At 66.0% G+C, this 21262-nt stretch carries 22 protein-coding genes; 16 read left to right on the top strand and 6 right to left on the bottom strand.

What is annotated here, in order from left to right; all coding sequences use genetic code 11:
• Positions 1-8 precede the first annotated feature (8 nt).
• The 3 genes from EV665_RS15980 to EV665_RS15970 are packed head-to-tail and all read left to right on the top strand — an operon-like array spanning position 9 to position 2850.
• Entirely contained in the window at positions 9-1013 is a 1005-nt protein-coding gene (locus EV665_RS15980; protein ID WP_064333818.1) for a FecCD family ABC transporter permease, read from the top strand.
• On the top strand, positions 1010-2044 hold the full coding sequence (locus tag EV665_RS15975) for a FecCD family ABC transporter permease (RefSeq protein WP_133034846.1): 1035 nt from the start codon (positions 1010-1012) through the stop codon (positions 2042-2044). Before EV665_RS15980 ends, EV665_RS15975 begins: the two co-directional genes overlap by 4 nt.
• 8 nt (positions 2045-2052) lie before the next feature.
• Positions 2053-2850, top strand: coding sequence for an ABC transporter ATP-binding protein (locus EV665_RS15970; protein WP_133034845.1), 798 nt, complete (start codon positions 2053-2055; stop codon positions 2848-2850).
• Here EV665_RS15970 and EV665_RS15965 read toward each other — a convergent pair.
• Positions 2822-3460, bottom strand: a complete 639-nt coding sequence (locus EV665_RS15965) for a class I SAM-dependent methyltransferase (protein ID WP_245507739.1) — start codon at positions 3458-3460, stop codon at positions 2822-2824. The genes EV665_RS15970 and EV665_RS15965 overlap by 29 nt on opposite strands.
• 412 nt (positions 3461-3872) lie before the next feature.
• Positions 3873-5003, bottom strand: a complete 1131-nt coding sequence (locus tag EV665_RS15955) for a histidinol-phosphate transaminase (protein WP_133034842.1) — start codon at positions 5001-5003, stop codon at positions 3873-3875.
• A gap of 126 nt (positions 5004-5129) precedes the next feature.
• Between EV665_RS15955 and EV665_RS15950 the strand changes: the two genes are divergently transcribed.
• From EV665_RS15950 to EV665_RS15905, 10 genes are all read left to right on the top strand, one after another.
• On the top strand, positions 5130-5897 hold the full coding sequence (locus EV665_RS15950; RefSeq protein ID WP_133034841.1) for an SDR family NAD(P)-dependent oxidoreductase: 768 nt from the start codon (positions 5130-5132) through the stop codon (positions 5895-5897).
• A 248-nt stretch (positions 5898-6145) separates the two neighbouring features.
• On the top strand, positions 6146-7279 hold the full coding sequence (locus EV665_RS15945) for an ABC transporter ATP-binding protein (RefSeq protein WP_133034840.1): 1134 nt from the start codon (positions 6146-6148) through the stop codon (positions 7277-7279).
• A gap of 32 nt (positions 7280-7311) precedes the next feature.
• Complete coding sequence (locus EV665_RS15940; RefSeq protein WP_133034839.1) at positions 7312-8427, top strand: ABC transporter substrate-binding protein; 1116 nt, start codon at positions 7312-7314, stop codon at positions 8425-8427.
• A 65-nt stretch (positions 8428-8492) separates the two neighbouring features.
• On the top strand, positions 8493-9437 hold the full coding sequence (locus EV665_RS15935; protein WP_133034838.1) for an ABC transporter permease: 945 nt from the start codon (positions 8493-8495) through the stop codon (positions 9435-9437).
• Positions 9434-10234 carry an ABC transporter permease gene (locus tag EV665_RS15930; protein ID WP_133034837.1) on the top strand — a complete coding sequence of 267 codons (801 nt, stop codon included), beginning with the start codon at positions 9434-9436 and terminating at the stop codon, positions 10232-10234. Before EV665_RS15935 ends, EV665_RS15930 begins: the two co-directional genes overlap by 4 nt.
• A gap of 32 nt (positions 10235-10266) precedes the next feature.
• The gene (gene hisD / locus EV665_RS15925; protein WP_133034836.1) at positions 10267-11595 is read left to right on the top strand and encodes a histidinol dehydrogenase; all 1329 of its coding nucleotides are present in this window, start codon (positions 10267-10269) and stop codon (positions 11593-11595) included.
• Positions 11596-11600: 5 nt separating this feature from the next.
• Positions 11601-12614 (top strand): zinc-dependent alcohol dehydrogenase, encoded by a 1014-nt coding sequence (locus tag EV665_RS15920; RefSeq protein ID WP_133034835.1) that lies wholly within the window; start codon positions 11601-11603, stop codon positions 12612-12614.
• 52 nt (positions 12615-12666) lie between these two features.
• Positions 12667-13398: a histidine utilization transcriptional repressor HutC gene (gene hutC, locus EV665_RS15915; protein ID WP_133034834.1), complete on the top strand. Its 732-nt coding sequence runs from the start codon at positions 12667-12669 to the stop codon at positions 13396-13398.
• A gap of 25 nt (positions 13399-13423) precedes the next feature.
• Positions 13424-14716: a hypothetical protein gene (locus tag EV665_RS15910; protein WP_133034833.1), complete on the top strand. Its 1293-nt coding sequence runs from the start codon at positions 13424-13426 to the stop codon at positions 14714-14716.
• Position 14717: 1 nt separating this feature from the next.
• Entirely contained in the window at positions 14718-15875 is a 1158-nt protein-coding gene (locus EV665_RS15905) for an alpha-hydroxy acid oxidase (RefSeq protein ID WP_133034832.1), read from the top strand.
• A 93-nt stretch (positions 15876-15968) separates the two neighbouring features.
• Here the strand turns inward: EV665_RS15905 and EV665_RS15900 are convergent, their stop codons facing one another.
• The 4 genes from EV665_RS15900 to parS form a co-directional block, all read right to left on the bottom strand.
• On the bottom strand, positions 15969-16583 hold the full coding sequence (locus tag EV665_RS15900) for a TetR/AcrR family transcriptional regulator (RefSeq protein ID WP_245507738.1): 615 nt from the start codon (positions 16581-16583) through the stop codon (positions 15969-15971).
• 135 nt (positions 16584-16718) lie between these two features.
• Entirely contained in the window at positions 16719-17348 is a 630-nt protein-coding gene (locus EV665_RS15895; protein WP_162853076.1) for a histidine phosphatase family protein, read from the bottom strand.
• A gap of 148 nt (positions 17349-17496) precedes the next feature.
• Complete coding sequence (locus EV665_RS15890) at positions 17497-18003, bottom strand: RES family NAD+ phosphorylase (RefSeq protein ID WP_133034829.1); 507 nt, start codon at positions 18001-18003, stop codon at positions 17497-17499.
• Positions 18000-18482, bottom strand: a complete 483-nt coding sequence (gene parS / locus EV665_RS15885) for a type II RES/Xre toxin-antitoxin system antitoxin (protein ID WP_064333834.1) — start codon at positions 18480-18482, stop codon at positions 18000-18002. Before parS ends, EV665_RS15890 begins: the two co-directional genes overlap by 4 nt.
• A 69-nt stretch (positions 18483-18551) precedes the next feature.
• Here parS and EV665_RS32345 point away from each other — a divergent pair, with 69 nt between their 5' ends.
• The 3 genes from EV665_RS32345 to EV665_RS15875 all read left to right on the top strand — a co-directional run bounded on the left by EV665_RS32345 (position 18552) and on the right by EV665_RS15875 (position 21257).
• Complete coding sequence (locus EV665_RS32345; protein ID WP_162853075.1) at positions 18552-18707, top strand: hypothetical protein; 156 nt, start codon at positions 18552-18554, stop codon at positions 18705-18707.
• A 47-nt stretch (positions 18708-18754) separates the two neighbouring features.
• Complete coding sequence (locus EV665_RS15880) at positions 18755-20068, top strand: MFS transporter (protein WP_064333835.1); 1314 nt, start codon at positions 18755-18757, stop codon at positions 20066-20068.
• Positions 20069-20204: 136 nt separating this feature from the next.
• The gene (locus tag EV665_RS15875; protein ID WP_245507729.1) at positions 20205-21257 is read left to right on the top strand and encodes a D-alanyl-D-alanine carboxypeptidase family protein; all 1053 of its coding nucleotides are present in this window, start codon (positions 20205-20207) and stop codon (positions 21255-21257) included.
• Positions 21258-21262 lie beyond the last annotated feature (5 nt).

Here is a 21262-nt window from a genome sequence, read left to right as displayed (position 1 = left end):
CGACGACGATGGACGCACGGAAATCCTCGATAGCCATCGGCTGCATCGTCGTCGCGACCCTTCTCGTCCTTGCGGCCGGTCTGATGCCCGGCGCGCGCACGCTCTCCTTCGAGGCTGTCCTGCGGGCGCTCGTCAGCCCCGACGGCAGGATCGAGTCGATCCTCGTCTGGACCCTCCGGCTGCCGCGGAGCCTTGCCGCCGCGACGGCCGGCGCGGGGCTTGCCGTGTCGGGCTATCTCCTCCAGTCGCTGACCCGAAATCCGCTCGCCGATCCCGGCATTACCGGCGTCACCGCTGGGGCGATCGCGCCGATCGTCGTCTGCTTCGTCTTCCTGCCTTCCGTTTCCGGGCTGTACTACCCGCTCGTCGGGCTCGCCGGGGGTCTTGCGGCGGCTTCGGTGACGTTCTGGGTGGCGCGGGGCGGCAACGGCCATCCGCTGCATCTGGCGCTCGGCGGCGTCAGCGTCTCGCTCTTCCTCGGCGCGATCACGATCTACGTGCTGCTCTTCGCCGGGCCGCAATCCACCGCGCTGCTGTTCTGGCTGGCCGGGGGCTTTGCCGGACGGACCTGGGGACATCTGCTGCAGATGCTGCCGTGGGTGCTGGTCGGGGTGTCGGGCGCCTTCCTCTTGCATCGGGTGATCGCCATGTTCGCGCTCAGCGACCATTCCGCCGCGGCGATGGGGGTCCAGCTCAATCTCTGGAAACCGGTTCTGCTCCTGCTCGGCATCTGCCCCGTGGCGGGTGTTGCTCCTGTCGCCGGCCCCGTGGCGTTCGTCGGCCTTGCCGCACCGCATATCGCCAAGCTCCTGCGACCGCGCGGCACGGCCCTGGAGATCGGCCTCACCGCCGCCATCGGGGCGCTGATCGTGACTGCGGCGGACCTTGTCGCGCGCACCATCGCCATTCCCAAGGAACTGCCGGTCGGCATCGTCACCGCCCTGCTCGGCGGGCCGTTCTTCGTCTATCTCGTCCAGCGCGGACGGCTCGATTTCAAGGGGGAGGGCGCATGAGCCTGAACGCCCCGGCCATCGGCCAGCCAAGCCGCTGGATCCTGCCCGCCGCCCTGGTGCTCGTCCTCCTGTCGTTCGTCGCCGCCGTTTTCCTCGGCATCGTCGACCTCCCCGCCCGGGATGTCCTGTCGGCGCTGACCGGAACCGGCTCGCCGGAAGCGCGCTCGATCATCCTCGACATCAGGTTGCCGCGCATCGTGACGGGTATTCTCGCCGGGATGCAGTTCGCCCTCGCGGGCCTGTTTCTCCAGACCATCACGCGCAACCCGCTCGCCGATCCCTCGCTGATGGGCGTCTCGCAGGGCGCGACGCTGACCGTGACGGTCTTCCTTCTCTTCACGGTCTATCTCGCCAATCCCGATTCCTATTCCGTCAACGAACTGCCGATCGCCTGGCTTCCGCCCGCCGGAATGATCGGCGGCATGCTCGCCGGCGGCATCATCTATCTGCTGGCCTTCCGCCTCGATCTCAGCCCGCTCCGCATCACGCTCTGCGGCATCGCCATCGGCGCGGTTCTGCATGCCGTCGCCATCGGGCTCATCGCGGGATGGGGCTCGGCGCGCATCGAGATCATTCTCGAATGGCTCTCCGGCAGCCTCTATGCAAGGACCTGGGATCATGCGCTCTTCCTGCTGCCGTTCACCATTGCGGGCCTCGCAATGCTCCCGCTGATCTATCGCCCGCTCATCCTGCTGCGGTTCGATCCGGCGGTCGCCCGCTCCTTCGGGTTGTCCTATAAACGGCAGTTCTCGCTTGTCCTGCTCGTCTCCTGCGCGCTGGCGGCCAGCGCCGTCGGCGCGGTCGGGCCGGTCGTCTTCGTCGGCCTCATCGTCCCGCATCTGGCACGCTTCCTCGCAGGACGGCATTTTCCGCTGGTCCTTCCGCTCACCGTCGTGCTCGGCGCCGTCATCGTCACGCTGGGTGACCTGATCGGCCGGCTGGCCGGCGGGCCGGAAGAAGTGCCGATCGGCGTCGTCACCGCCCTCATGGGTGTTCCTGTCCTGCTTGCGCTGCTGCGCAAGGTTCCGTGAGATCGCCCATGCCGCTCACCGCCTCGCACCTGTCGGTCCTCTACGGTCGCCGGAAGGCATTGACCGATTTCTCCCTGTCGATGGAGAAGGGGGAGATCCGCGCGCTCATCGGGCCGAACGGTTCGGGAAAGAGCACGGCGCTGCAGGCCCTGGCCGGATTGCTCACGCCATCGGACGGCAGGGCGGAGATCGAGGGCGTCGCCGTCGCCTCGATGTCGCGCCGTGCCATTGCGAAAAAACTCGCCTTCCTGCCGCAGCAGCCGACGGCTCCGGACGAGATGACGATCGCGCAGCTCGTGCGCCAGGGCCGTTTTCCCCATGTCGGCCTGTTCCGCTCCTATGACAGGAAGGACGAAGCGGCGATCGAATGGGCGCTCGAAAGCACGGGCCTCACGCGCTTCGCCGACCGGACGCTGCAAGAGCTTTCCGGCGGCGAACGCCAGCGCGCATGGATTTCCGCGGCGCTGGCGCAGGAGGCCGATATCCTGCTCCTGGACGAGCCGACGTCGTTCCTCGACATCGGCTATCAGGTGGAGGTGCTGGACCTGGTGCACCGCCTCAGCCGAGAGCGCGGCGTGACGATCCTCATGGCGATCCACGACATCAACCAGGCGATCGCCGTCAGCGACCGCATCTGCCTTCTGGAGAAAGGTGAGCTACGCTTCGACGGCGCGCCGAGGGCGCTTGCCGAAAGCGGCCTGATCGAAAGGACCTTTCGGGTGAAGGGGCGGTTCGTCGAGGTCGCACCCGACAAGCCGCCCCATTTCGACGTCGAGCTTACGAAGCTGCACCGGCCGGGTTCTTGACGAGCCGGAAGACGATCTTGGTCTGCGTGTAATAGTCGAGGGCATCGGCAAAGTCGGGCGTCCAGCCGTCTTCGAAGAACGGGACGAAACCGTCATATTCCAGCTTGCGGCCGGAGACTTCGAAACCGGCCTTGGCAAAGGCCCTGGCATAGTCGGTGATCGACCGGTCCTGGACGATGGTGTTCGTGCGCCGGGCGACGAGATCGCGCCACTTCGGCCAGAGCGGGTTGTCGGTGTGGCAGCCCGTGACGGCATAATAGACGCCGCCCGGTTTCAGGGCCTTGAAGATATCGGCGGCATGGGCGTCGATATCCTCGACGAGATAGATCACCTCATGGCTGACCGCCAGGTCGAACTCCTCCACCCAGCCCTCGAGCGTTCCGCCGACGGCATGCTGGACGGGAATGTTGCCCTTGAAAGCCTCGGCCCTGGCAACCGACTGTTCGGCGATGTCGATGCCGAGTGCCTTGCGGAAGGGCCTGATGGCATAGAGGTGCCGCAACAGGCCGCCCTGGTTGCAGCCGAAGTCCAGCACGCTCTTCTGGCTGAGGTCGCGTTCGGCGATCAGGTCGATCAGGTGCCGCCAGATCGGCGCATGACCATCCGCCATCCGGTCCTCGGCGTCCGGATCGACATACCAGGTGGTGATGGTCTTGTTGTTCGGGCTCACGGCAAACCTCCGATGCAATCCTCGTCGTGATGGCGTTCTAGAGCAACGGGACTCCCGCCGGTAGCCCCATTTCGCATATGCGGCAAGGATGCTCTTGCCGTTGCCATCGGCCTGCAATGCGGCGCGCCGGAAGGGCGGTCCCTACCGGCTTAAAACGAAATCCGCCATGCGACGGATCAGGAAAGCACCGACCGTTGCACCGGCATCCTGCAGGCCGATGGTCTTCTCCTGGAAGGCGGCTGCCTTGCCGTGTTGGGCAAGCGCCGACCTCCTCGGCCAGGCGGCATGCGTTTGTGCGACGGGCTGTCTTCCGGTTCCGGCGCGAGGCGAAGGTTTATTCCTTCGCCTTGGGCTATTTGGCCGGCGTCGCCGTGGCCATGCTCTCCGCATCCTTGAATGCGCGAAGGAAATGGTCGTTTTCCTCTCGGGCGCCGATGCTGACGCGGATGAAGGTCTCGAAGCCGGGTTGCTTCCACGGCTTGACGATGACCCCGCGCTCGAGCAGCGCCACGGCCAGTTCCGAAGCGTTCCTCCTTGCATCCACGAAGAGGAAGTTGCCTTTCGACGGTGCTGTCCGATAGCCGGCGGCGGCGAGGGCCGTCCTCATGCGCTCCCGCTCCTCAAGGGCGGCGGTGACCGATTGTTGCAGGTGGGCGAGGTCGTCCAGGGCGGCGATCGCCGAGGCCTGGGCGATGGCATTGGTGTTGAACGGGGTGCGGGCGCGGTTGAAGAAATCACAGAGGCCGCCGTCGCCGACGATGCCGTAGCCGATGCGCAGGCCCGCCAGGCCATAGGCCTTGGAGAAGGTGCGCAGCACCACCCAGGGAATGTCCTTTTCCCTCAGCATGTCGATTGCCGACGGGTAGTCGTCGCCGACGGCATATTCGGCATAGGCCTCGTCGATGACCAGCAGCGTCTCGCCGTCGAGCGCGGCGATGACCGCCGCAAGCTCATCGGGCGTCAGCCAGCAGCCGACCGGGTTCATCGGGTTGGAGAACATCAGCATGCGCGGCTTTCGGGCCGCGGCGGCAAGGAGCGCCGCCATGTCGATGGTGAGGTCGTCGGTCACCGGCACGCGCTCGATCCGGCCGCCCATCAGGGCCGTGTAGTCTTCATGCAACGGGAAGGAGGGGTAGAGCGTCGCGACCGTGTCGCCCGGGCGCACGACCGAGCGGCAGATGACGCCGATCAGGTCCTCCGAACCGTTGCCGAGGATGACCTGGCGGCTGTCGACGCCGAAGCCGGCGGCGAGCCGGGTGCACAGGGCGCGGCCCTGCGGATCGGGATAGAGCCGGGCGAGCTCTCCGATATCGGAAAACAGCCGCCGCAGCGCCGGGGAAGGGCCGAGGGGGTTCTCGTTGGAGCCGAGCTTGGCGATGGTGTCCACATGGTACGTCGCCCGCACCTCTTCGAGCGTCAGCCCGGCATTGTAGGGCGGGATAGAGCGGATTTCTCCGCGGATCAGGCTTGAAGGGTCTGCCATTTTGCGGCTCCATGCGATGGGTTTGCCATGCCGCATTCATACGCCGGGAATTTTGATCTGTATATATGTATAGACATTTTCTTGCGGAAGTGCTGTCATTTGCAGGAAGTCAATCGAGGTGCCGCCATGAACCGTCCGATCTTCGATCTCTCCCGCCGCCGGGCGCTCGTCACCGGGGCCAGTCGCGGGATCGGCCAGGCCATCGCGGTGGCGCTTGCCGAGGCCGGCGCCGACGTGGCTGTGACGGCGCGGTCGCTCGATGGCCTGGCCGAGACCCGGGCCCTGGTGGAGAAGGCCGGCCGGCGCTGCGTGGCGCTTGCGCAGGATGTGCGCGACGTGGAGGCGTGCACGGCCGTGACGAACGCTGCGGCCGATGCACTCGGCGGTCTCGACATCCTCATCAACAATGCCGGCTTCGAAAATGTCCGCCCGTCCTTCGACATCGACGAGGCACTGTGGGAATCGATCCTTTCGACGAACCTGAAGGGCGCCTTCTTCTGCGCGCAGGCGGCCGGCCGCATGATGGCCGGGTCCGGCGGCGGGGCGATCGTCAATCTCTGCTCGCTGACGTCCTATGTCGGCATTCCGACGGCGGTGCCCTATGGCGCGTCGAAGTCGGGCCTTCTCGGCGTGACGCGGGCGCTCGCCACGGAATGGGCGCCGCACAATATCCGCGTCAACGCCATCGCCCCCGGCTATTTCCGCACGGCCATGACGGAGGCGTTCTACGAGAACGAGGACTGGCAGGCGCGGATGCTGGACAAGATCCCGCAGCGTCGCTTCGGTGGCGAAGGCGATATCGGCGGCGTGGCCGTTTTCCTGTGCAGCGATGCCGCCGCCTATGTCACCGGCCATTGCATTCCGGTCGATGGCGGCTACCTTGCCTCGATCTGAGCGGTGCACCCCCTTGTATCGGTCGTGCTGCCTTTAGAGGCGTTGCAAAGCGGCGATTTTTTGCGGTTGCACAAAATTTAAACGATCTTTTTTGCAGTGCAAAAAATGCGCAAATCTGGTTGACGGAGCTTGTATGCATATGTATAGACAATTACGTGAAATGCTCGGCCGCCCGCCCGTGGCCGCAGTGGCAAGAGGAAGCCTTCCAGCGGCCCCGCGTCGCAGGTAGAGCAGCACAGGGGAATGTCATGGGCGTTGTCGATGCCGTGCAGCCTGCGGTCGAGCCGCGCGACCGGATTGCGGTTTCCGTCAAAGATGTCAGCATGGTCTTCGGCAATGTCCATGCCGTGCGGAGCGCATCCTTCGACCTGCCGAAAGGGCGGTTCCTGACGATCCTCGGGCCATCGGGATCCGGCAAGACGACCCTGCTGCGCATGATCGCCGGTTTCGATCGCCCGACCGGCGGCGAGATTTTCATCAATGGCCAGCCTGTCAGCGCCGTGCCGCCGCATGGCCGGGCCATCGGCATGGTGTTCCAGAAGCTGGCGCTTTTCCCGCATATGACGGCTGCCGAGAATGTCGCCTTTCCGCTGAAGATGCGCCGTCACGATGCCCGCGGCATTCCGGAAAAGGTGGAGCGCTACCTCGATCTCGTCCGCCTCGGCGGTTACGGCAGCCGGCGTATCAACGAGCTTTCCGGCGGCCAGCAGCAGCGCGTGGCGATTGCCCGCGCCCTGGTGTTCGAGCCGGACCTGCTGCTGCTCGACGAGCCGCTCGCCGCGCTCGATCGCAAGCTGCGCGAGGAGATGCAGCTGGAATTCCGCCGCATCCAGAAGGAACTCGGCGTGACGACGATCAACGTCACGCACGATCAGCGCGAGGCGCTGGTCGTTTCCGACGAGATCATCGTCATGAACGGTGGCTCGATCCAGCAGAAGGCGCGCCCGGTGGATGCCTATCGCGCGCCTTCCAATGCCTTCGTCGCCAATTTCATCGGTGTCACCAATTTCGTCGAGGGCAGGGTGGTCGAGCTTGCCGGGTCGCGTGCGACGATCGAGGCCAATGGCCTGCATCTTGCCGGCCTGGCGGCTGACGCAACGCTCGCCGGCGGCAAACCCTGCGCCGGAGCGGTGCGCGCCGAACAGATCCGCGTCGCGCCGAAGGATGGTCATCTCGATGGCCTCGAAACGGTGGTCGACGGCCTCGTGGTCGACTGCATCTTCGAAGGCGAGCGCGTCGTCTATGAAATCCGGGTTCCGCGGCTCGGTGGCGTGCTGATGCGTGTCTTCGACCACGATCCCGAATCCCATTTGCAGTTCGGCCCGGGTGACGCGGTTCGCCTCGGCTGGAATGCAAGGGACATGCATGTCTTTGCAAAATAACCAACGAAGGCTAAGCCAGAGGAGAACGCGTAATGTCGCATGATAAATTGTCATCCATGCAGATTCGCCGCCGCACGCTGCTGGCGTCGATGGCCGCGGCGGGTGCGTCCGCAGGTCTTTCGACGCTGGGTGTCAGCCGCGCTTTTGCCCAGGAGCCGGAAAAACCGGCCGAAATCATCGTCCGTGCCTGGGGCGGCAGCTGGGTCGATGCGCTGAAGGCCGGCGTTTCCGACAGCTTCACCAAGGCCACCGGCATTGCGGTTCGCCATGACCTGACCGAAGACAACGAGATCCAGCCGAAGGTGTGGGCCGCCGTCGCCCAGAAGCGCGTGCCGCCGATCCATGTGAACTGGGACACGACCACCAACGCCACCAAGTCGGCGCTGCGCGGCGTGACGGAGGACCTGTCGGACCTGCCGAACCTCAAGGACACCACCGAGCTTGCCAAGCCCGTCGGGCTCGACGGCTATCCGATCGTCAACACCTATGGCTATGTCTACGTGCTGGCCTATCGCCCCTCGGCCTTCCCGAACGGTGCGCCGAAGTCCTGGAAGGACCTGCTCGATCCCAAGCTCAAGGGCCGCATCGCGCTCTATAACGACGGCATCGGCTTCCACTTCCCGGCCCAGGTTGCCGGCGGCGGCAAGCTGGAGGATATCCCCGGCAACATGCAGCCGGCCTGGGACTTCATCTCGAAGATCAAGGAACAGCAGCCGCTGCTCGGCGAGGACCCGGACTTCACCACCTGGTTCCAGAAGGGCGAGATCGACGCCGCCTGCACCATTTCGACCAATGCGCGCGAAGCCAAGAAGAACGGCATCGAGCTTGCCTGGGTGGTGCCGGAAGAGGGCGCGAAGTTCGATACGGACGGGCTGTGGATCCCCAAGGGCCTGCCGGAAAACGAACTCTACTGGGCCAAGCAGTACATCAACCACGCGCTGACCAGGGAAGCCCAGCAGGTCTGGCTCGACGGCCTTGGCCTGCCCGGCGTCGTGCCCGGCCTCACCCCGCCGGCCGACCTCGTTGACGATCCGTCCTATCCGGTGACGGAAGAGGCCTTCGAGCACCTCATCCGCATCTCGTCCAAGGTACAGGTCGAAAACGAGAGCCAGTGGTTCGCCAAGTTCAAGGAAATCATGCAGGGCTGAGGCCCTGCCTGCCCGCCGCGGCATTTTGGCGGCGGGCCGTCTCCTTTCGCTAAGAGGATCGGTTCATGCGCACTCCCCGTGCCGCATATCCCGTGACATGGCGTGTCATGGATATGCTCGAACGCCTTGCGGCCGCCGTCTGGCCATCGAGTTTCCAGCGGGGCCTGCCCTATCTCATGCTGCTGCCGGCCATCGTGCTGGTGGGGCTGCTGGTGCTCGGCCTCGTGCAGATCGGTGATACGAGCCTGAGGGTGCTCGACACCAGCACGTTCCTGATGTCGGAGGACTACACGCTCGCCAATTACCAGCGTGTGCTGACGGAGAATTTCTTCGCGACGGTCGCCGGCCGCAGCCTGATGGGCTCGCTGATCGTCACCGCGATCACGCTGCTCTTCGCCTTCCCCTATGCCTATCTGATGGTGCGAACGCCCTCTTCGGCGCTGCGCAAGTTCCTGCTGGTCGCCCTGTTCCTGCCGTTCTTCATCGGCCAGGTCGTGCGTGCCTATGGCTGGCTCATCATCCTCGGCAACCAGGGCATGGTCAACGAGGCGCTGGGGCTCGTCGGCGTGCCGCCCATGCGGCTGCTCTACAACTATCCGGCCGTCCTATTCGGCCTCGTACAATACATGTTGCCCTTCGCGGTGCTGATGCTGGCCCCGGCGCTGACGGCGATCCCGAACGAACTGGAGGCCGCGGCCGCCTCGCTCGGCGCCGGCTGGGTGCGCACCTTCCGCTATGTCGTGCTGCCTTTGTCCCGCCCGGGGCTGGTCGGCGCCGGCCTCGTGGTCGTCACGCTGTCGCTGACGGATTTCGCCATCCCGGCCATTCTTGGCGGCGGCACCCAGGATTTCATCGCCAACGCGATCTACGACCAGTTCTTCCGCACCTCCGACCAGGGCCTCGGCGCGACGCTGTCGCTGATGCTCGTCGCCGTCGGCTCCATCCTCGTCGGCGTGGTCTTCATGCTGTTCGGCGCGGGCACGCTTGCCATGGGGGAGACGCGCAAATGACCGGCAGCCGCAGCAAATCCGTCGTCCTGTGGACCTTCGTCACCGCCGCGCTCCTCATGCTGTCCGCGCCCACCGTCGTGGTGCTCGGCGCATCCTTCACCGCCGGCAACATCATCACCTTCCCGCCGGACGGGCTGTCGCTGAAATGGTACGGCGCGATCGCTCAGGCGAGCGATCTTAGGCAGGCTTTCGTGCGCTCGCTGATCGTCGCCACGATCTGCACGGTCGTCGCCATTCCCGTCGGCACGCTCGCCGGCATCGCGCTGGCCAAGTACCGCGTGCGCTTCGCCCGCTCCATCCAGATCTACCTGCTGCTGCCCTTCACCATTCCCCTGATCGGCTCCGGCATCGGCCTGATGCTGGTGTTCGGCAATGCGGGCGTGCTCGGCAAGCTCTGGCCCGTCGGCATCGCCTGCTGCGTCATCAACCTGCCCTTCATGATCTGGGCTGTGACCGCAAGCGCCAGCAACCTGTCGCCCGATCTGGAACTGGCTGCGGCCAATTGCGGCGCGCCGCCCCTGCAGCGCTTCCTCTACATCACGCTTCCGGCGGTGCTGCCCGGCGTCATCACCGGCTCGCTCCTGATGTTCATCCTCGCGCTCAACGAGTTCCTGGTCAGCCTTCTGCTCGTCGACGCCCGGAGTGTCACGCTGCCGGTGCAGATCTACAATTCCATCCGGTCGATCATCACGCCGGACCTTGCCGCCATCTCGGTGGTCTTCATCGCCTGCGCCGCCTTCGTGATCGCTCTGCTCGATCGTCTGGTCGGCCTCGACATCTTCCTCAAATCGAAATGACCCTTGAAGGGCCAGACATCAAGGACAAGACGATGACATCAGTGTCTTTCTACGAGTATTCCAAGCTCAACGCCGAGGAGAAGGCGGCCCTCCTGCGCCGGTCGGAGACCGATATTTCGGGTTTCATCGAGAAGGTCGCGCCGATCCTGGAAGCCGTGCGCACCGAGGGCGACAAGGCGCTGGCGCGTTTCGGCCGCGAACTCGACAAGGCCGCCATGACCGAGGCCAACCTCAAGGTCACCGAGGCGGAATTCGACGCGGCCTTCAAGCTGGTCGATGCGAGCGTCGTCGAATCGATCCAGTTCGGCATCGACAATATCCGTATCTTCCATGAGGAGCAGAAGCCGGAAGCCATGTGGCTGAAGGAGATCCGGCCCGGCGCCTTTGCCGGCGACCGCTTCACGCCCATCCAGTCCGTGGCGCTCTACGTGCCGCGCGGCAAGGGCTCCTTCCCGTCGGTGACGATGATGACCTCGGTTCCCGCGGTCGTTGCCGGCGTGCCGAACCTTGCCATCGTCACGCCGCCGGCGCCGGATGGCTCCGTCGATGCCGCGACGCTGGTCGCCGCGCGCCTCGCCGGCGTGGAGACCGTCTACAAGGTCGGCGGCGCCCAGGCGGTGGCGGCGGTCGCCTATGGCACCGAGACCGTCAAGCCGGCGCTGAAGATCGTCGGGCCGGGCAGCCCGTGGGTGGTCGCTGCCAAGCGTTCGCTGTCCGGCGTCATCGATACCGGCCTTCCGGCCGGCCCCTCGGAGGTGATGATCCTCGCCGACGAAACGGTGCATGGCGGGCTGGCCGCGCTCGACCTCCTGATCGAGGCCGAACATGGCCCGGATTCGTCGGCCTATCTGGTCACCCACAGCCGCCGCGTCGCGGAAGAAGCGCTTGCCGCCCTGCCGGATCACTGGTCACGCATGTCGGAGCAGCGCGTCGCCTTCTCCAAGGCCGTGCTGACCGGCAGGACGGGCGGCATCGTGCTGACGAATTCGATCGAGGAAAGCTATGCCTTCGTCAACGCCTATGCGCCGGAACATCTCGAACTTCTCTCGGAAGACCCCTTCATCCATCTCGGCCATATCACCGAGGCCTCGGAGATCCTGATGGGCACGCATACCCCGGTCAGCATCGCCAATTTCTCGCTCGGGCCCAACGCGGTCCTGCCGACGAGCCGCTGGGCCCGTACCTTCGGCCCGCTCTCCGTCACTGACTTCGTCAAACGCAGCTCGATCGGCTACGTCACCGCGCCGGCCTATCCGGAATTCGCCCGGCACTCGCACAATCTGGCGGTCTACGAGGGCTTCTCCTCCCATGCGCTGGCGGTGTCGCCGCTGCGCGACGCCTACCTGAAGAAGGGCGGCTGAGAACGATGAAGGCGGTGCGGCTTCACGATGCGAAGGACCTGCGGGTGGAGGCGGTGGCCCCGCTCTCCGCACCGCCTGCCGGTTTCGTCAATCTCGCTGTCAGAGCTGCCGGCATCTGCGGCTCCGATCTTCACAACTACCGTACCGGCCAGTGGATCACCCGCCGGCCCTCGACGGCGGGGCATGAATTCTGCGGCCGCGTGACGGCGGTCGGCGAGGGCGTCGGCCATGTCGCCGTCGGGGATGTGGTTTGTGCGGATTCCCGCGTCGGATGCGGCACCTGCCCGGCCTGCCGCAACGGCCGCGCCAATGTCTGCGAGGCTCTCGGCTTCGTCGGCGAGGTCTGCGACGGCGGTTTTGCCGAGGCGGTGCAACTGCCCGCGCGGCTGGTGCTGCGCCACGATCCGACGCTTTCGCCGCATGTCGCCGCGATGGCCGAACCGCTGGCGGTGGCGTTGCATGCCGTGCGCCGGCTGGCCGCCCCGGTGGGCGAGCCGGTGCTCGTCGTCGGCTGCGGCACGATCGGCGGGCTGAGCGCGCTGCTTCTCTCCCGCCTGCATGACGGCCCGCTCCTCCTCGCCGATCTCAACCCCGAGAAGGCTGCGCTGGTGAAGGTGGTTGCGGGCGGCACCGTGGTCGCTCTCGAACGGGATGCCCTCGATGCGGCGCTTTCCGGCGGGCGGCTGCGCTATGCGCTCGATGCGACCGGCAGCATCCGGGCCATTGCCGGGGTGCTGGACCTGCTTTCAGGCAGCGGCGCGCTTGCCCTCGTCGGCATCGGCCACGGCAAGCTCGACCTCGACCCCAATATCCTCGTCGAGCGGGAAATCACGCTGGTCGGCTGCCATGCCTTTGCGGACGAACTGGCCGATGCGGTCGGCCTGCTTCCCGAACTCGCCCCGGCGCTTGAGCAGCTGATCGAGGTCCTGCCGGGACTCGATGCGGTGCCTGCGGCCTATGAGCGGCTTTCGCGGGGCGAAAGCCGGGCACTGAAGACGATCGTCGCGGTGGCGGACTAACCGCTGCGTCATTCCGGATGCCGGCCCTGCCTGCCGGTGGAGACAGTGAACCATGAACACGCTTTCGGATTCCGCATCGCCGCTCTACGAGAAGGTCAAGGATTTCGTCCTCGGCAATATCGGCAGCGGCAAATGGACCCGCAACAGCCGGCTTCCCTCGGAGAACGAGCTTGTCTCCGCGCTCGGCGTCTCGCGCATGACCGTACACCGGGCGCTGCGGGAGCTGACCTCGGAGGGACACTTGCGCCGCATCCAGGGCGTCGGCACCTTCGTCGCGCCGCCCAAGCCGCAATCGACACTGATCGAGATCAGCAACATCATCACCGAGATCAAGGCGCGCGGCAGCCGTCACCGGGCCGAGGTAGTCGTGCTCGAACGCATCAGACGGCCGGAGCCGGAGCTTCTGCTCGCCTTCGAGTTCGAAGCCGTCAGGCCCGTCGATCACTCGGTGGTGATCCACTTCGAGAACGACCTGCCCGTCCAGCTCGAGGAACGCTTTGTCAATCCGGACCTCGTCTCCGGCTATGTCGAGCAGGATTTCAGCATTACTGCGACCTACGACTACCTGCAGACCGCAACGCCGCTGACCGAGGTCGAACACCTCATCAGCGCCCTGCCGGCCGGCGAGGGCAATGCGCGCCTCCTGCAGATTCGCCCCGGCGACTGCTGCCTTGTCCTGCACCGCAAGACCTGGACGGGGCCGGTCGTCGCTACGGTCAATACCCTGACCTATGTCGGCAGCCGCTATTCGCTTGGCAGCCGATACCTGCACGGCAGCAAATAATCCCCTTTCATCCGGAAAGAATGCCATGAACCAGCCCACCAGCCGCACGGCGGAAATCAGGAAGCTCGCCAAGACAGGAAGCGGGGAGGCGGAGCGGATGCTGGCCGATCTTCTGCGCGACCTCTTCACGATCGAGGTGCGGAACGTAGCGATCAACCACGACCAGTACAGCCTCAATTCGCTGAACGGTTTCTTCGAAACCGATGATGGCGCCTTCTTTTTCAAGTTCCATCAGGAAGAGGGCGAGGAGGCGATGAGCGGAGAATATTACCGCGCCGACATCCTGGCGAAGGCCGGGCTCCCGGTGGACCAGCCGCTGCTGATGTCGGTGTTGCCGGGCGAGCAGATCCTCGTCTATCGCCGCCGTACCGATCCACGCTTCTCCGACGTCCTGCGGGCCTTGGACATGACGGACGATGCCGAAGTGCGCGAAAGGGCCGTCGCGGCCGAGCGCGCGCTGAGCGAGGCCGTGCTGAAGGTCTATCTCGACACGCTGCATCCGGTCAGCGCCGCCGAGGTCGCGGCCGAGCCGATCCACCGTCTGTTCTACGAACGCCTGATCGATCCGCCGGCTGGCGCCTATCCGGGCGGGCGGCTTTCGCGCTTCTATGTCGGCGAGGACTTTGCCTTTCCCGGCCTCACGCTCGGCTGGGACCGGCTTTCGCGGTGCCGCTTCGTCGTCAACGGCATCGAATACAAGGATGGTATCGGCGCGCTTTTCGATGCCGCGCACGAACGGCTTGCCCCGGCGCGCCTTGCCGACGCTGGCGGCGTCGTCGCCCATGGCGATGCCCACAACGCCAATGTCTGGTACGAGGAGCGCGAGGGTTCCGCACGCCTTGCCTTCTTCGACCCGGCCTTTGCCGGCGAGAACATCCCGACGCTTCTCGCCGAAGTGAAGACGACCTTCCACAACATCCTCGCCCATCCCTTCTGGCTGTACGATCCTGCCATGGCGGCCGAGCGGTATCGGGCAAGCGCGGTTCTCGACGGCGACCGGCTGCACGTCACCATGGATTTCGAACCGAGCCCGGTCCGGCGAGCGCTGCTGGAGGTGAAGGCCGAGGCCCTGTGGCGCCCCTTGCTGGCGGCCCTGAAGGCGCGGGACATGCTGCCCGCCGACTGGCGGCGGGTCGTCCGGCTCGGCCTCTTCCTCTGCCCGACGCTTGTCATGAACCTGCGTGCCGGAGCGACGAGCCACAATCCCGTCTCCTCGCTCATCGGCCTGTCCATCGCGGTGATGGCCGGCAGCGAGCCGGTGGCGGGGGAGGATGCGGTCACCCGCTTTCTCGACGCGATCGACCCCGGCAGGGGCTGACATGGCCCCGGTCAATATCCACGATTTTCGCGACCTCGCCCGCCGGCGCCTGCCGAAGATCTTCTTCGACTACATCGACGGCGGATCGTTCGAGGAGGAGACCATGCGGGCGAACCGGTCGGATTTCGCCCGGTTCGGCCTGCGCCAGACCGTGTTGTCGGAAGTCCGTCAGCAGGATCTTTCGACCGTCTATCTCGGACGTCGCCATCCCCTGCCGTTCATGCTGGGGCCGGTCGGGTTCCTCGGGCTCTATTCCGGCCGCGGCGAGGAGAAGGCGGTGCGCGCCGCCCATGCCGCCGGCATCCCCTTCTGCCTGTCGACCTTCTCGATCGCCTCGCTGGCCGATCTTCGCGCGGTGACGGGCGGGCCGCTGCATTTCCAGCTCTATGTGCTGGAGGATCGCTCGCTCTCGGAGGCGTTCCTTGCGACGGCCGAACAGGCCGGTGTCGACACCCTGTTCGTCACGGTCGATACGGCCATTACCGGCATTCGCGAACGGGATGTGCGCAACGGTTTCCGCTCCTTGACGCGGGTGACGCCGGGGCTTCTGGCGCGGCTCGCGCTGAAGCCGCGCTGGCTCGTCGACGTCGCGATGCGCGGCATGCCTTCGGTGCGGGCGATCGAGCACCGGCCGGATTTCGGCCGCGGCGCCCTGGAACAGGCGGCCAGCCTGTCGCGCCGCATCGACAAGACGCTGTCCTGGAAGGACATCGCCTGGCTGCGCGAGCGCTGGGCCGGAAAACTTATCGTCAAGGGCGTTCTTGCGCCGGAGGATGCCGTGGCTGCTCGGAACCTTGGCTGCGACGGGGTCGTGATCTCCAATCACGGCGGCCGCCAGCTCGACGGCGCGTCGAGCACCATCGGCGCGCTTCCGGCGATCCGGGCCGCCGTCGGCCCGGATTTCTGCCTCATGCTGGACGGCGGCATCCGCCGCGGCACGGATATCCTCAAGGCGGTCGGCCTCGGCGCCGATGGCGTGATGCTCGGCCGGGCCTATGCCTACGGCCTTGCTGCGGCAGGCGAGGCCGGCGTCGCCGAGGTGATCGCGATCCTGACACGGGAAGTCTCGATCAGCCTCGTCCTGATGGGCATCGCCTCGATCGACGAACTCAAGGCTGCGGGCAGCGCTGCCGTGCAGCACAAGGGCGGCGGGGCCTGATCTGCGTTCCTTGGAGGCAGGCTTGCACCCGGCTGCCGTTGAGGCGCAGGCCGGGACCGTCCTCATGCCAGAATGCTTTCCGCCATCGCCGCGTCACTTTGCGGAGAAGAGGCCCCTGAGCGCGGCAAGGTCGGTGCGCAGGCGCCGGTCGATGTCCTCGTCGTCACTGTTGTCATCGGCGATGAACTTGAAGAACCGGATGTTCTGCAGCGAGAACAGGCAGTCGGCCAGCGCCTCGCTGTCGACGCTCTCCAGTATCAGGCCGCGCTTCTGGAACGTGACGATCATCGCGCGCATCAGCTCGATGAGAACGCGGTCGAGTTCGAGATAGGTCCGCCCGAAATCGCTGCTGCCCTCCTGGATGCTGGCCGAGAGCACCTCGCGCCAGGTCGACTTCTCCAGATAGCGCATGGCGTGGCGGCGCAGGATCTGGCCGAAGGTGGCGACGGCGTCGATGATATCCGTCGGTTCGCGCGCGATCATCGCCTTCAGTTGGCGGATCAGCAACTGGTCGCTTTCGCTGACGAGAGCGAGGAGAAGCCCGGCCTTCGTGTCGAAGTAGTTGTAGACGGTGACGGCGGAGACGTCGGCATCCCTGGCGATCATTTCGATCGTGGTCGGGGCGTAGCCATCCGTCTGGAAGCGCGCCTTTGCGACTTCCAGGATGCGCTCGCGGCGGCTTGCCTTCTGCCGTTCTCTCAGTCCCATCAAGGCCATATCACCCGCCTGCCTTTCCCCATGGCTTTTGCCTGCGATTTCCTTGATGCGCAACCAAAATTGATATTGCCAAGAATTTCAGTGGCACAAAGTTTCAATGTTCTGCGTTGCGCCCGCCCGGTCGGGTCAGCCGGTCTCCGTCGCCCCACCCGGCAGTCCCGCGCCAAAACTGCGAAGCGCCCAGCGCCTGCCGTCGCTGGTCAGCGACAGCATTGCGAGCGGCTCGACATCGATACGCCAGAGCGAGGACAGGGGCGCGCCGACCACATGCAGGAAGAGCAGTTTCAGGACGATGGCGTGCGTGACGGCCAGCGTGTGCCCGCCTTTTGCATGACGCTGTTCCAACCAGGCCGCCGCCCGGGCCTGCACCGCTTCGAAAGTTTCGCCGCCGTGCGGGGCGCAGGACGGATCCGACATCCAGCGCTGCAGGTCCTCCGGCGACTGTTCCGCCACGTCCGCGATCGTCCGGCCGTTCCATCGCCCGTAGTCGGCATCCCGCAGCGCCGGGCATGATGCCGCGTCGGGGGCGAAGGCGGCGGCGGTTTCTGCCGCGGAGCGCTCGGGCGCATGGAGCACCAGGTCGAACCGGCCGAGGCCTCGTGCCCGTTCGCGCAATCGCACCCGCTCCTTGGGCAGCAGGGGGACGTCGGAGGAAAATCGCGTCTGCTGATTGGCCGCGGTCGCGCCGCGGCACAGGATTGTCAGGCGTGTGGCCCTGCCTGCGGCTGGTTTCGGCTCTTTTGCTTGCGTGCTCACCTTCTGTCCATGCTCCGCGCCGTCAAAGGAAAAGGGTCGGCCGCGCCGGGGCGCCGCCGACAGATAGCCCTATCATCCCGGGAGGCCAGAAAAATTCCCGGGCGGTCCCGTCCCAAGAATGGTTTTGCGGCATGCCCGGGCGTCGGCATCATGCCGTCGGTGGATGCAGCCGCGTATCGAGGGCAAAGTTTTCCTGGAATTTCAGGGTGTAGGCGCCCGGCGCGGCGCCTGCGAGAAAGATCAGGTTCCAGCTGTGCGGCGAGACCGCGCTGGGAATGGCAACGAAACGGTGCCGTCGCAAGAGCTCGTCGCCGAAGGCCTGCTGGCCCGCGCCGGGAATGCCCGGGCGCAGCCAGTTGGGATTAGGCACCGTTTGCGGATCGACGATGTGGACATCGCCGGTATCGGCGATGACGGCGGCCGTCATGCGATGCGCTACCGTGTCGAGCGCCCGAAACCCCTTGTGGACCGCGACTTCGAGAATGGCCGTCGCGGGATCGAGCGAGCAGTAGACCGCGCGCGTGCCCCTGCTGTTCCAGCGGCCGCCGACGCGATAGGCCCCTTCGCCGCTATCCCATGTCGCGGCATGGATGGCCTGGTCGAGCCGCCAGGCGACCAGCTCGCTGCCGCCGAGCGCAATCGGCAGAAAGGTCATGCGTAGACGCCGTATTCCAGACGGTCGAGGTGATCCTCGACCAGTTCCACGCCGGCAGGCGTGCCGAGAAGGTCGATGGGGCGGCGCTGGTCGAGCCCGACGGCCGGCCGCTCCAGCCATTGCTCGGCCTCCGCCTGCGATCCGAAGATGTCCGTCGCCTTTGCCAGGATCTCGGCGAATTTCCATGTCCGGCCGCTCTGTTCCAGGCTGAGCGGCTTGGAGGGCGTCTCCTTCCGCCGCTGCCAGGTGCGCAGGCTCATGCCCACGGCCTTTTCGAGCGACTCGTTCTTGCCGATGAAGACGAGATTGCCGACAAGGTGATCCAGCGCCGAGGCGGGCAGGCCGTGCAGCAGCAGTTCATGGGCGTCGAGCGCATTGGTCAGGCGGCGCGACAGGATGCGCGCGCCGCCGAGCAGGGCTTCGATTTTCTGCAGTTCCCCGCCGGCTGCTGCCTGGGATGCCTTTGCTGCGACGGCCATGGTTCTTCTCCGCGTCATCTGTCGCTTGATATATGCCACCTGTCGCATGCGATTTCAAGCTCCGGAGTCATGCCGGAAGATTTCGCCAACCAGGATGACGGCCTGGTTCATGGGTCGATTTCCTTCAGCAGGGTTCCCGGATTGGTGAAGCGCTTGCTGACGAGGCCGGCCTTCCCGGTGGATTTCCTGCTGCAGGCAATTCCGCTGATCCGGCCGGGCGGTTAAGGTGCCGCTGCCATTGCCAGGGGACTGCACATGCGGAGAGCGGCCGAATGACCACAATCACCGTGGACGATGTACTCGACCGGGCCGGTGCCGGAGCCTATCAGCGGCGGCTTCTGGCGATCTTCGGGCTGGTCTGGACTGCCGACGCGATGCAGGTGCTCGCTGTCGGCTTCACGGCCGCCTCGATTGCCGCCACGTTCGATCTCACCGTCCCGCAAGCCCTGCAGACCGGCACGCTCTTCTTCCTGGGCATGCTCCTCGGCGCCGCCGGTTTCGGCAGGCTGGCGGATCGCATCGGCCGGCGGCGGGTCCTGATCGTCACGGTTGCCTGCGACGCCCTCTTCGGCACGCTTTCCGTCTTCGCGCCCGATTTCACCATCCTGCTCGTGCTGCGCTTCCTCACCGGGGTGGCTGTGGGCGGCACGCTGCCGGTCGATTATGCGATGATGGCGGAGTTCCTGCCGGCGCGAAACCGTGGCCGCTGGCTGGTCATGCTCGAGGGGTTCTGGGCCGTCGGCACGCTCATCGTCGCGCTCGTCGCCTGGGCGGTCAGCCTTGCGGGCATGGCCGACGGCTGGCGCTACATCTTCGCGGCAACGGCAATTCCGGCGCTGATGGGCATCGGCCTGCGCTTCCTGGTGCCGGAATCCCCCCTTTACCTCTTGCGCCTCGGGAGGATGCAGGAGGCGAAGGCCGTTCTCGACAGGATCCTCGTTGCCAATGGCAAGGCGCCGCTGGCGGCGGATGCGCCCCTGGTCTCGCCGCCCAGCGTCGGGCAGCCCGGCATTTTCGGCGCGGATTTGCGCCAGCGCAGCCTGATGATCCTGACGATCTGGTTCCTGGTCTCCGTCTCCTATTACGGCGTCTTCACCTGGCTGCCGCCGAAGCTTGCGGGCGAGGGCTTCGGCTTCGTCCGGGGCTACGGCTTCCTCGTCTTCCTCGCGCTGGCCCAGATACCCGGTTATGCGCTGGCCGCCTACGGGGTCGAGACATGGGGGCGCCGGCCGACGCTGACGGGCTTCTGCCTGCTCTCGGCGCTGGGATGCCTGCTGTTCGTCGTCGCCGGCACGGGCACGCTGATCGGCGCCTCCCTGCTGATCATGAGCTTCGCCCTGCTCGGCACCTGGGGTGCGCTCTATGCCTTCACCCCGGAACTCTACCCGACGGCCTCGCGGGCGACGGGCATGGGCACGGCGGGCGCCGTGGCCCGGCTCGGCGGCCTGCTGGCGCCGTCCCTGACGGGGCTTGTCGTGGAGCAGAGCTTCGGCCTTGCCATCGGCATCTTCGCCGGCCTTCTGGTCGCCGCCGCCGTCGCGGCCTTCCTGATCGATGCGGAAACGCGGCAGGCATCGCTGGCCTGAGAAGGCCGGTTTCCACCGGCGTCGGGGCGCGGCGGGCGGCGGCGTCCGGTCCCCTGCGCGGTTTCGCGCCGCTGCAAACCCTTGTCTTTCCGGCGTGCATCATGTCATTAGGGCGTCTTCCTGCGGAGACGGGTACATGATCAAGAACACAATGGCCGGACGACCATGGAAGAGCCTGGTGCTTGTTGCGTCCCTTTTCATGGGGGTCGCCGCACATGCAACGCCCGTGCTCGTCGTGGATGCCGACAGTCATCAGGTGCTGCATGAAGAGGACGCCGGGGTGCCCTGGTATCCCGCCTCGACGACCAAGCTCATGTCGGCGCTCGTCGTGTTCGAAGCCATCCGGGCCGGCGAGGTGAATCTCACGACGCCGGTCGTCATGTCCCGCAACGCGACGAAACAGGCCTTTCTGGAATCCGGCCTGGTTCTCGGGCGGACGATGACGCTTGAAGATGCGCTCTTCGCCATGATCACCGCATCGGCGAACGATGTCGCCGTGGCCCTTGCGGAAACCGTTGCCTCCGACGAGGCCTCCTTCGTCCGGCGCATGAACGAGACGGCGGCCCGCATCGGGCTTACCGGCACGCATTTTTCCAATCCGAACGGCCTGTTCGACCGAAAGAACTATACGACCGCCCGCGATCTTGCGCTGTTGGGCATGGAAGTGGACCGGCTGTTCCCGGAATATCGCCGCTTCTTCCTCGCCTCGGCCGTCACGATCGACGGCAAGGAGATCAAGTCCAACAACCTGCTGCTGACCCGTTTCAACGGCACGGTCGGAATGAAGACCGGCTTCCTTTGCGCCTCCGGACGGAATCTCGTCGGGCTGGCCACGCGCAACGGACGGCGCATAATGGTGGTCATTCTCGGCGCGACGACCGAACGGGAGCGCAACGAGCGATCGGCGCAATACCTGACGCAGGCCTTCGACGGCCGCCTGTCTTCCGATGCCGGGCTCCTGGAAAACCTGCAGAACCGGACCGATGTCGCGCCGGAGGACATGCGCATCCGCCTCTGCACCGACAAGAGCGCGGCCTATGAGGCGAGCCGCGACGCGCTTTACCCGATGGGCCTGCCGGGTCACGAGACCTATCTGCAGGACCAGATACCGGGACAGGTCCACGCGATCAGCACCTGGGCCACCGATACCGCAGATGACGTCCCGGTCCCTACGCGCCGTCCGTCCTGAACGGC

This window comes from Shinella granuli, assembly GCF_004341885.1.
In the GTDB taxonomy this organism is placed as follows: domain Bacteria; phylum Pseudomonadota; class Alphaproteobacteria; order Rhizobiales; family Rhizobiaceae; genus Shinella; species Shinella granuli.
This window is presented reverse-complemented; position numbering and strand designations above follow the sequence as displayed.